Source organism: Actinomadura rubrisoli, assembly GCF_004349215.1.
Taxonomy (GTDB): Bacteria; Actinomycetota; Actinomycetes; order Streptosporangiales; family Streptosporangiaceae; genus Spirillospora; species Spirillospora rubrisoli.
On the sequence record NZ_SMKU01000067.1, the window covers coordinates 23,810 to 32,994 of the forward strand.

The window sequence follows — 9,185 nt, forward strand, 5'->3', positions numbered from 1 at the left end:
CAGTAGTGATGCTACTGGATTCCGCTAAAGAACATTCGCTTGTGCTAACGGGTGGGGCACGGCAGCGTGGAGGTATGCGACGGATCGACCCACGCCTGCTCCTGATCGCCGGCGCCGCGTTCATCTCGGTGTCCGCGATCTTCGTCCGGCTCTCCGGGGTCTCGTCCGGGACGGCGGCCCTCTTCCGCTGCGCCCTCGCGCTGCCGCTGCTGCTCCCGCTGGCCGCCCGGGAGCGGCGCCGGGCGGGCCCCCGCCGCAGGCAGGGCGTCGACGTGGCGGCGGGGCTGCTGCTGGGCGTCGACCTGGTGCTGTGGGGCGCGTCGATCGGCGAGGTCGGCGCCGGGATCGCGACCGTCCTGGTCAACGTGCAGGTCGTGGTGGTGCCGCTGCTGGCCCTGGCCGCGTTCGGCGAGCGCCCGTCCCGGGCGTTCGCGATGGCCGTGCCGGTCATGCTGGGAGGCGTCGCGCTGGCGGGCGGCCTCGCGGACTCGGGGACGCACGCCGTTCACGGCGCCGATCCCGTGCGCGGCGTGCTGTACGGGACGGGCGCGGGACTCGCGTACGGCGGCTACCTCTTCCTGACCCGGCTCGCCGGAGACGGCCAGACGCACCGGGCGCGGCCCGTCCTGCTGGCGACGCTGGGCGCGGGCGCCGCGTCCGTCGTGGTCGGGGCGCCCTGGCAGGGCGTCGACCTCACGCCCGGCTGGGCCGCGCTCGGCTGGCTGGCCGCCCTCGCGGTGACCGGCCAGGTGTGCGGCTGGATGCTGATCGGCGCCGCGCTGCCCCGCCTCCGCGCCGAGGTCGGCGGGACGCTCCTGCTCCTGCAGCCCGTCCTCGCCGTGATCTTCGGCGCCGTCGTCCTGGCCGAGTATCCCGCCCTCCTGCAGATCGCCGGCTGCCTCCTGGTCGTGGCCGCCCTCTGGCTGACGACCCGGTCCGCCGCCGGTCCGCCGGCCGCCGAGCCGGGCGCCGCCGCGCCCGAGCCGGGCGCCTCCTCGCGGAACCACCGCGCCGCGGAAAGCGTGCGCGGCCATGAGGCCGCGACCGGACCGGCCCGCCGATGATCCGCACCCGCCGGGAGCCGGGCGTACGCGCAGGTCCTGGCCGGGGCGGCACGCACCGTCAGTCGCGGGCGGGGGTGTCGCGCAGGAGGCAGGCGTCCACGACGTCGGCCAGCCGCCCGCGGCGGCGGTAGGCGGACCGCTGCCGCTCCGCGCCGGTGCCGCCCGTCAGCAGGCGCCGCACCCCGCCCGAGACGCGGTCGAGGTCGCCGCTGCCGCGCAGCGCGGGCAGGACGTGGGCCAGCAGGTCGCCCGCCAGCCGCCGGAACGTGACCGGCCGCCCGCTGCACACGTCCACGCCCGTCCCGGCGAGGCCGTCGCGCGCGGCCAGCCAGTACGCCGCGCGCAGCAGCTCCTGGGGCGGGTCGGGCGCCCGCACCCCGGCCTCGACCGCGGTGAGCGACATCTGCACCAGCGCCCGGATGAGCGCGGCGAACTCCGCCGCGTCGGCGGCGGTCTGGGCCACGTCGCCCAGCCGGATCTCGATGGTGGGCAGCCGCGCCGAGGGCCGGACGTCCCAGAAGATCGTCCCGGTGTCCATGAGGGCGCCGCAGCCCAGCAGGGTCTCGACGAGCTCCTCGTAGTGGGCGTGGGAGGCGAAGTACGGCGGGGGCCCGGCCACCGGCCAGCGCGCCCACGTCATCACCCGCCAGCAGGCGTGGCCGGTGTCGCGGCCCGCCCAGTAGGGGGAGTTGGACGCCAGGGCGAGCAGCGTCGGCAGCCAGGGCCGCAGGTGGTTGCTGACCTGGACGGCGCGCTCCCGGTCGGGCATCTCGACGTGGACGTGGCAGGAGCAGATGCACTGCTCGTCGTCCAGGGCGCGGTACGTCGCGCGGCTCTCGGCGTAGCGGGGGCCCGCGCTGATGGGCGCGGGGACCAGCTCGCCCAGCACCGGCGTCCCGGTCGCGGCGAGGCGCACGCCCTCGGCCGCGGCGGCGGCCGCCATCGCCGCCCGCATCGACCGGATCTGCTCTTCGAGCTTGTCGAGGTCGTCGCAGGGCGGGGTCTTGGCCTCGGCGAGGAAGTCGACCAGCTCGGTGGACGCGCGGTCGCCCAGGGCCTCGCCCGCGCGGCGGACGACGGCGGCGGCGCGGGGGACGACCTCGCGGGAGCCGGGATCGACGACGAAGTACTCTTCCTCGATTCCGAATCTGAGGGCCATCCCACCACCTTGGGTCGGGGCGTCGCAGGCGGCCACGTCGCTTGGGAGCGCTATCTAGAAGCTACGTTCTCGCCGCCGCGTTCGCACCTGCGGGCGCGGGCCGCCGGGGCGCGGGCCGAGGGCGCGGCCCCGCGTCAGCCGGCGTCCAGGAAGTACATCGACAGCGCGATCAGGTGGGTGACGACGACCACGCCGATGCCGAAGAAGAACAGCATCTTGGCCGGGCCGTGCTCGAAGTACGCGCCCGGCTTGAGCGGGCCGCGCTCCCGCTGGCGTGCCGCGATCCGCTCCTCGATGGGCGGGCGGCGGCGCATCCCCGGTCCCCTAGTGCCGGGGGTCGTCGACGATGACGTCGGTCATGATGTCGACCGCCCACCCGACCACGCAGCCGAGCGCGATCACGGCCGCGCCGGCCCCGAAGACGATCCAGTTCGGGCCCATGACGAGCGCGACGCCGCCGATGGCGAACCCGACGAAGATGATGGCCACGGCGACCCAGGACTTGGGGCGACCCGCGTGGCTGCCAGTCGACATGCGTTTGTCTTCTCTCTACGTACCTCGGTGGGCGGCTACACCGCCGAACTCTAGCAACGTCCCATGCCACAGGGCCTTCCGGGGTACGCCCGGACATCACGTCCGGGCGACGGGACACGGGCCGGGGCAGGCTTACGGGTAGGGGCGCCGACCCCTAACCTGGCCCCCGGCGACCCCTAACCCGGCCTCGCGGGCGCGGGCCGCCCGGGGCGCCGATCTAGACTGCCGATCGACGGGACCCGCCCGCGAGCGGCAAGTAGGCGCTCGCTTACCATCCAGGACATGACGGTGCCGCCTGAAGAACTCGAACTGGCCGCCGCCTTCCCCCCGGCCGAGCGCGACCGGTGGCGGGAGATGGTGAAAGGGGTGCTGCGCAAGTCGGGCGCGGCGACCGACGACACCCCCCTTGAGGAGATCGAGGGCCTGCTGGCCCGCGAGTCGTACGACGGCGTGCCGATCGCCGCGCTCTACACGCGCGACGACGCGCCGTCCGGGCGGCCCGGCCTGGCGCCGTACCTGCGGCAGGTGCGGCCGGACGGCGAGGGCCTCGCCGGATGGGACGTCCGGCAGCGGCACGCGGACCCCGACCCGGCCGCGACCCGGGAGGCGGTCCTCGCCGACCTGGAGAACGGCGCCACCTCGGTCTGGCTGGAGCTCGGCGACGCGGCCCTGCCCGTCGCGGCGCTCCCCGAGGCGCTGCGCGGCGTCCTGCTCGGCCTGGCGCCCGTCGTGCTGGACGCGGGCGAGCGGACGGCCGAGGCCGCCGAGGCGTTCCTCGGCCTGGTCGCCGAGCGCGGCGAGCAGGCCCGCGCGGCCGGGAACCTCGGCGCCGACCCGCTCGGGCTGAAGGCCCGCACGGGCTCCGCCGGCCCGCCGGACGAGGCCCTCCGCGAGGCCGCCGAGCTGGCCGTCCGGTGCGCGCGCGGCTTCCCGGGGATGCGCGCGATCGTGGTCGACGGCACCGTCCACCACGACGCGGGCGGGAGCGACGCCGACGAGCTGGGCGCCGCGGCCGCCGCGGGCGTCGCCTACCTGCGGGCGCTCACCGGCGCCGGGCTGAGCGTGGACGAAGCGCTCGGGCAGATCGAGTTCCGGCTCGCCGTGAACGCCGACCAGTTCTCCTCGATCGCCAAGCTCCGCGCGCTCCGGCGGTTGTGGACGCGGGTGGCCGAGGCGAGCGGCGCGTCCGACGGCGGCTCCGCGCGCGTCCACGCCGTGACGTCGTCGGCCATGATGACGCGCCGCGACCCGTGGGTGAACCTGCTCCGCACCACCGTCGCCGCCTTCGCCGCCGGGGTCGGCGGCGCCGACGCGGTCACCGTGCAGCCGTTCGACGCGCGCCTCGGGCTGCCGGACGGCTTCGCCCGCCGCATCGCCCGCAACACCCAGACGCTGCTGCTGGAGGAGTCCAGCCTGGCGCGCGTCGTCGATCCGGCCGGGGGCTCCTGGTACGCCGAGCGCCTTACCGAGGACCTCGCGCACGCCGCCTGGGCGTGGTTCACCGAGATCGAGCGGGCCGGGGGTTTCGCCGCCGCCCTCGACTCCGGGCTGGTCGCGGACCGGCTCGCGGCGACGTGGGCGCGCCGCCGCGCCGACATCGCGCGCCGCAAGGCCCCGCTGACCGGGGTCAGCGAGTTCCCCAACCTCGCCGAGACCCTGCCCGAGCGGGCCCCGGCGCCGTCCCGCCCCGGCGGGGGGCTGCCGGTCGTCACCTACGCGCAGGACTTCGAGGCCCTCCGAGACCGCTCGGACGCCCACGCCGCGGCGACCGGGGCCCGCCCCCGGGTCTTCCTCGCCACGCTCGGCCCGATCGCCGTCCACACCGCGCGCGCGTCGTTCGCCGCCAACCTCTTCCAGGCGGGCGGGATCGAGACGGTGACCGGCGCCCCCGAGGAGTTCGGGGCGTCCGGCGCGGCCGTCGCCTGCCTGTGCTCCAGCGACCGGCTCTACGCCGAGGAGGCGGCGGACGCGGCCCGCGCCCTCAAGGACGCGGGGGCGGTGAAGGTGTGGCTCGCGGGTAAGGGGACCTACGAGGGCGTCGACGCCCGCGTGTACGCCGGGTGCGACGCGGTCGAGGCGCTGGAGACGACCCTCCACGACCTGGGAGTGAACCGATGATCCCCGACTTCACCGAGATCGAGCTCGGGCCCCCGCCGTCCGCCGACGACGCCGCCAAGCGGTGGCGCGGCGCCGTCGCCGAGGCCATCGGGCGCGACCCCGACGCCGAGACGTGGGACACCCCCGAGGGCATCGGGGTCCGCCCCCTCTACACCGGCGACGACCTCGCCGGGCTCGACTTCCTCGGCACCTACCCGGGCATCGCCCCCTACCTGCGCGGCCCGTACCCCGCCATGTACGCGACCCAGCCGTGGACGATCCGGCAGTACGCGGGGTTCTCGACCGCCGAGGAGTCCAACGCCTTCTACCGGCGGAACCTGGCGGCCGGGCAGAAGGGCCTGTCGGTCGCGTTCGACCTGGCCACCCACCGCGGCTACGACTCCGACCACCCGCGCGTCGCGGGCGATGTCGGCATGGCCGGGGTGGCGATCGACTCGATCCTGGACATGCGGCGGCTCTTCGACGGCATCCCGCTGGACGAGATGAGCGTGTCGATGACCATGAACGGGGCGGTGCTGCCCGTCCTCGCGCTCTACATCGCAGCCGCCGAGGAGCAGGGGGTGGAGCCCGAGCGGCTCGCCGGGACCATCCAGAACGACATCCTCAAGGAGTTCATGGTCCGCAACACCTACATCTACCCGCCGGCGCCGTCGATGCGGATCATCTCCGACATCTTCGCGTTCACCTCGCGACGGATGCCGAAGTACAACTCGATCTCGATCTCCGGCTACCACATCCAGGAGGCCGGGGCCACGGCCGACCTGGAGCTGGCCTACACCCTCGCCGACGGCGTGGAGTACATCCGCGCCGGGCGCGAGGCGGGCCTGGACATCGACGCGTTCGCGCCCCGGCTGTCGTTCTTCTGGGCGATCGGCATGAACTTCTTCATGGAGGTCGCCAAGCTCCGCGCCGCGCGCCTGCTGTGGGCGCGGCTGGTGAAGACGTTCGGGCCGCGCAACCCCAAGTCGCTGTCGCTGCGGACGCACTCGCAGACGTCCGGCTGGTCGCTGACCGCGCAGGACGCCTTCAACAACGTCGCCCGCACGTGCGTCGAGGCGATGGCCGCCACGCAGGGGCACACCCAGTCGCTGCACACCAACGCGCTGGACGAGGCCCTCGCGCTGCCGACCGACTTCTCGGCCCGCATCGCCCGCAACACCCAGCTTCTCCTCCAGCAGGAGTCCGGGACGACCCGCACCGTCGACCCGTGGGGCGGCAGCGCCTACGTCGAGCGGCTCACCTATGACCTGGCCCGCCGCGCCTGGGGCCACATCACCGAGGTCGAGCGGGCCGGCGGCATGGCCAGGGCCATCGACGAGGGGCTGCCGAAGCTGCGCATCGAGGAGGCCGCCGCCCGCACCCAGGCGCGCATCGACTCGGGCCGCCAGCCCGTCATCGGGGTGAACAAGTACCGCCCGGACGCCGAGGAGCACATCGAGGTCCTCAAGGTCGACAACGCCTCCGTCCGCGCCCAGCAGATCGACAGGCTGCGGCGCCTGCGCGAGGAGCGCGACGAGGCCGCGGCGCGGGACGCGCTGTCCGCGCTCACCCGCGCCGCCGAGGCCGCCGAGAGCGGCGCCCGCGCGCCCGGCCTGGAGCAGAACCTCCTCGCCCTCGCCATCGACGCCGCCCGCGCCAAGGCGACCGTCGGGGAGATCTCCGACGCGCTGGAGCGGGCCTACGGACGGCACGCCGCGCAGATCCGTACGATCTCCGGTGTGTACCGGGACGAGGCGGGGCGGGCGGGCTCCATCGACAGGGCGCGCGCCGCGGCCGCCGCGTTCGAGGAGGCCGAGGGGCGGCGCCCCCGCATCCTCGTCGCCAAGATGGGCCAGGACGGCCACGACCGCGGCCAGAAGGTCATCGCGACGGGCTTCGCCGACCTCGGCTTCGACGTCGACGTGGGCCCGCTGTTCCAGACCCCCGGCGAGGTCGCCCGGCAGGCCGTCGAGGCCGACGTGCACGTCGTCGGCGTCAACTCGCTCGCCGCCGGCCATCTCACCCTGGTCCCGGCGCTGCGCGAGGAGCTCGCCGCCCTCGGCCGCGACGACATCATGATCGTCGTCGGCGGGGTCGTCCCGCCGGGGGACTTCGACGAGCTGCGCGCCGCGGGCGCCGCGGCGATCTTCGGGCCCGGCACCGTCCTGGCCGACGCCGCCCTCGGCCTGCTGGACGAGCTGACCGCCCGTCTGGGCCACACGGCCTCTTGAACGGTACGCCGGCGCGGCATGACCTCGACGACTACGCGGCGGGGGTGCGGGACGGGTCGCGGGCGTGGATCGCGCGGGCGATCACGCTCGTGGAGTCCACCCGCCCCGACCACCGGGAGCTGGCGCAGCGGCTGCTGGTCGAGCTGACCCCGCACGCGGGCGGCGCCCGCCGCGTCGGGATCACCGGCGTGCCGGGCGTCGGCAAGTCGACCTTCATCGACGCGCTGGGCACGGGCCTCACCGGCGCCGGGCACCGGGTCGCGGTGCTGGCCGTCGACCCGTCCTCGACCCGGACGGGCGGCAGCATCCTGGGCGACAAGACCCGTATGCAGCGGCTCGCCGCCGACCCGGACGCGTTCATCCGGCCCTCGCCCACGGCCGGGACGCTCGGCGGCGTCGCCAAGGCCACCCGCGAGGCGATGGTCGTGATGGAGGCGGCGGGGTACGACGTCGTCCTGGTCGAGACGGTCGGCGTCGGCCAGTCCGAGACGACCGTCGCCGAGATGGTCGACTCGTTCCTGTTCCTCACCCTCGCGCGCACCGGCGACCAGCTCCAGGGGATCAAGAAGGGCGTCCTGGAGCTGGCCGACGTGATCGCGGTGAACAAGGCCGACGGCGAGCACCGGCGGGAGGCCGAGCGGGCCGCCCGGGAGCTGGCGGGCGCGCTGCGGCTGCTGCGCAGCGACGAGCGCGTCCGCGACACGCCCGTCCTGACGTGCAGCGCCAAGGAGGACACCGGGCTGGACGAGGTGTGGGCGAAGCTCGTCCAGCACCAGGACCGGCTGCGCGAGTCGGGCGAGCTGGAGGCCAGGCGCCGCCGCCAGCAGGTCGGATGGACCTGGGCGATGGTCCGTGAGCGGCTCCTGTCCGAGCTGCACGCGCATCCGGCCGTCCGCGAGTTGGCCCCGGACCTGGAGGCGCGCGTCGCCGAGGGGACGCTCACGCCCGCGCTCGCCGCCGAGCGCATCCTGGAGGCGTTCTCGAAGGTCCGCTGACCAGCGCCGCCGGTGCCCGGGGCCCATGGGTTGCGCCGGGACACGGTCGCGGCGGGCCGGGATCCGGTACAAAAGTCAGATGGACGTCATCGCGCTCGATGATCCGACGGACGCGCAGATCCGGGAGTGGCACCGCGTGCTCGCGGCCGTCCACGCCGCCGACCCGGGGGCGGAGCCGGCGCCGGACCCGGAGCGGACGACGGCGCGGCTGCTCGGCGCCGAGCCCGGGTCGCGGCAGCGGCTGTGGGCGGCGGCCGACGGCGGCCGGCTGGCCGCGGTGGCCGCGCTCCGGCTGCCCGGCGCGCCGGGCGCCGACCGTCCGGCCGAGATCGACATCCAGGTCCGCCCCGAGTGGCGCCGGCGCGGGCTCGGCGGCCGGCTGCTGGCCGTGGCCGCCGGGGGGCTGCGCGCCGACGGCAGGTCCAGCGTGATCGCGCAGGTCCTCGCGGGCACCCCCGCCGTCCCGTTCCTGGAGTCGCACGGCTTCGAGTGCGTGCTGACCCTGAAGGGCATGCTGCTGCGGCTCGACGAGCTGCCCGCCGGGCGCGTGGCGCGGCTGGTGGCGCAGGGCCCGGCCGGGTACCGGCTCGTCCGCTGGCGGGGCGTGGTCCCGGACGAGCACGCCACCGCCCTCGCCGGCGCGAAGACCGCGATGGCCGACCTCGCCGAGTACGAGGGGACGCCCTGGGACGCCCACCGCGTCCGCGAGACGGCCGAGATGGTCGCCAAGCGCGGCGACGACCTCTACACCGTCGCGGCCCTCGACGGCGCCGCCATCGCGGGCTTCACCGAGGTCGTCGTCCCGCTCGGCGCCGCCGGTCGCGCCGCGCAGTACGACACGGCGGTCGTGCCCGAGCACCGCGGCCGGCGGCTCGGCATCTGGGTCAAGGCCGCGATGCTGCAGTGGCTGGCCGGGGAGCGCCCCGAGGTCCGCGAGATCGAGACCGACAACTCCGGCGACAACGAGCACATGATCGCGGTGAACGAGGAGCTGGGCTTCCGCGTGGAACGCGAGTCCCTGGAGTACCAGGCGGCCGCCGCCGCCCTGCCCGCGCCCCCCTTGGCCGCCCGGGTCCCCGAAACGCGATCGTAAAATGCGTTGCCC

General features: G+C 75.5%; 8 protein-coding genes. 5 read left to right on the forward strand and 3 right to left on the reverse strand.

What is annotated here, in order from left to right; translation table 11 throughout:
* Positions 1–74 precede the first annotated feature (74 nt).
* A complete protein-coding gene (locus E1298_RS15585; protein ID WP_131893755.1) occupies positions 75–1,064 on the forward strand; it encodes a DMT family transporter in 990 nt (329 codons plus the stop codon).
* 58 nt (positions 1,065–1,122) lie between these two features.
* Here the strand turns inward: E1298_RS15585 and E1298_RS15590 are convergent, their stop codons facing one another.
* From E1298_RS15590 to E1298_RS15600, 3 genes are all read right to left on the reverse strand, one after another.
* A complete protein-coding gene (locus E1298_RS15590) occupies positions 1,123–2,223 on the reverse strand; it encodes a carboxylate-amine ligase (RefSeq protein ID WP_131893757.1) in 1,101 nt (366 codons plus the stop codon).
* 134 nt (positions 2,224–2,357) lie between these two features.
* Positions 2,358–2,537 (reverse strand): hypothetical protein, encoded by a 180-nt coding sequence (locus E1298_RS15595; RefSeq protein ID WP_131893759.1) that lies wholly within the window; start codon positions 2,535–2,537, stop codon positions 2,358–2,360.
* A gap of 10 nt (positions 2,538–2,547) precedes the next feature.
* On the reverse strand, positions 2,548–2,757 hold the full coding sequence (locus tag E1298_RS15600) for an HGxxPAAW family protein (RefSeq protein WP_131893761.1): 210 nt from the start codon (positions 2,755–2,757) through the stop codon (positions 2,548–2,550).
* A 282-nt stretch (positions 2,758–3,039) separates the two neighbouring features.
* On the opposite strand from E1298_RS15600, the gene E1298_RS15605 reads away from it, so the two are divergent.
* The 4 genes from E1298_RS15605 to E1298_RS15620 all read left to right on the forward strand — a co-directional run bounded on the left by E1298_RS15605 (position 3,040) and on the right by E1298_RS15620 (position 9,173).
* Positions 3,040–4,875, forward strand: coding sequence for a methylmalonyl-CoA mutase subunit beta (locus E1298_RS15605; protein ID WP_131893763.1), 1,836 nt, complete (start codon positions 3,040–3,042; stop codon positions 4,873–4,875).
* Positions 4,872–7,085 carry a methylmalonyl-CoA mutase gene (gene scpA / locus E1298_RS15610; RefSeq protein ID WP_131893765.1) on the forward strand — a complete coding sequence of 738 codons (2,214 nt, stop codon included), beginning with the start codon at positions 4,872–4,874 and terminating at the stop codon, positions 7,083–7,085. Before E1298_RS15605 ends, scpA begins: the two co-directional genes overlap by 4 nt.
* The gene (gene meaB, locus E1298_RS15615) at positions 7,082–8,080 is read left to right on the forward strand and encodes a methylmalonyl Co-A mutase-associated GTPase MeaB (RefSeq protein WP_131893768.1); all 999 of its coding nucleotides are present in this window, start codon (positions 7,082–7,084) and stop codon (positions 8,078–8,080) included. The genes scpA and meaB overlap by 4 nt, the downstream gene beginning before the upstream one ends.
* Before the next feature lie 79 nt (positions 8,081–8,159).
* Positions 8,160–9,173 carry a GNAT family N-acetyltransferase gene (locus E1298_RS15620; RefSeq protein ID WP_131893770.1) on the forward strand — a complete coding sequence of 338 codons (1,014 nt, stop codon included), beginning with the start codon at positions 8,160–8,162 and terminating at the stop codon, positions 9,171–9,173.
* The last annotated feature ends 12 nt before the right edge of the window (positions 9,174–9,185 follow it).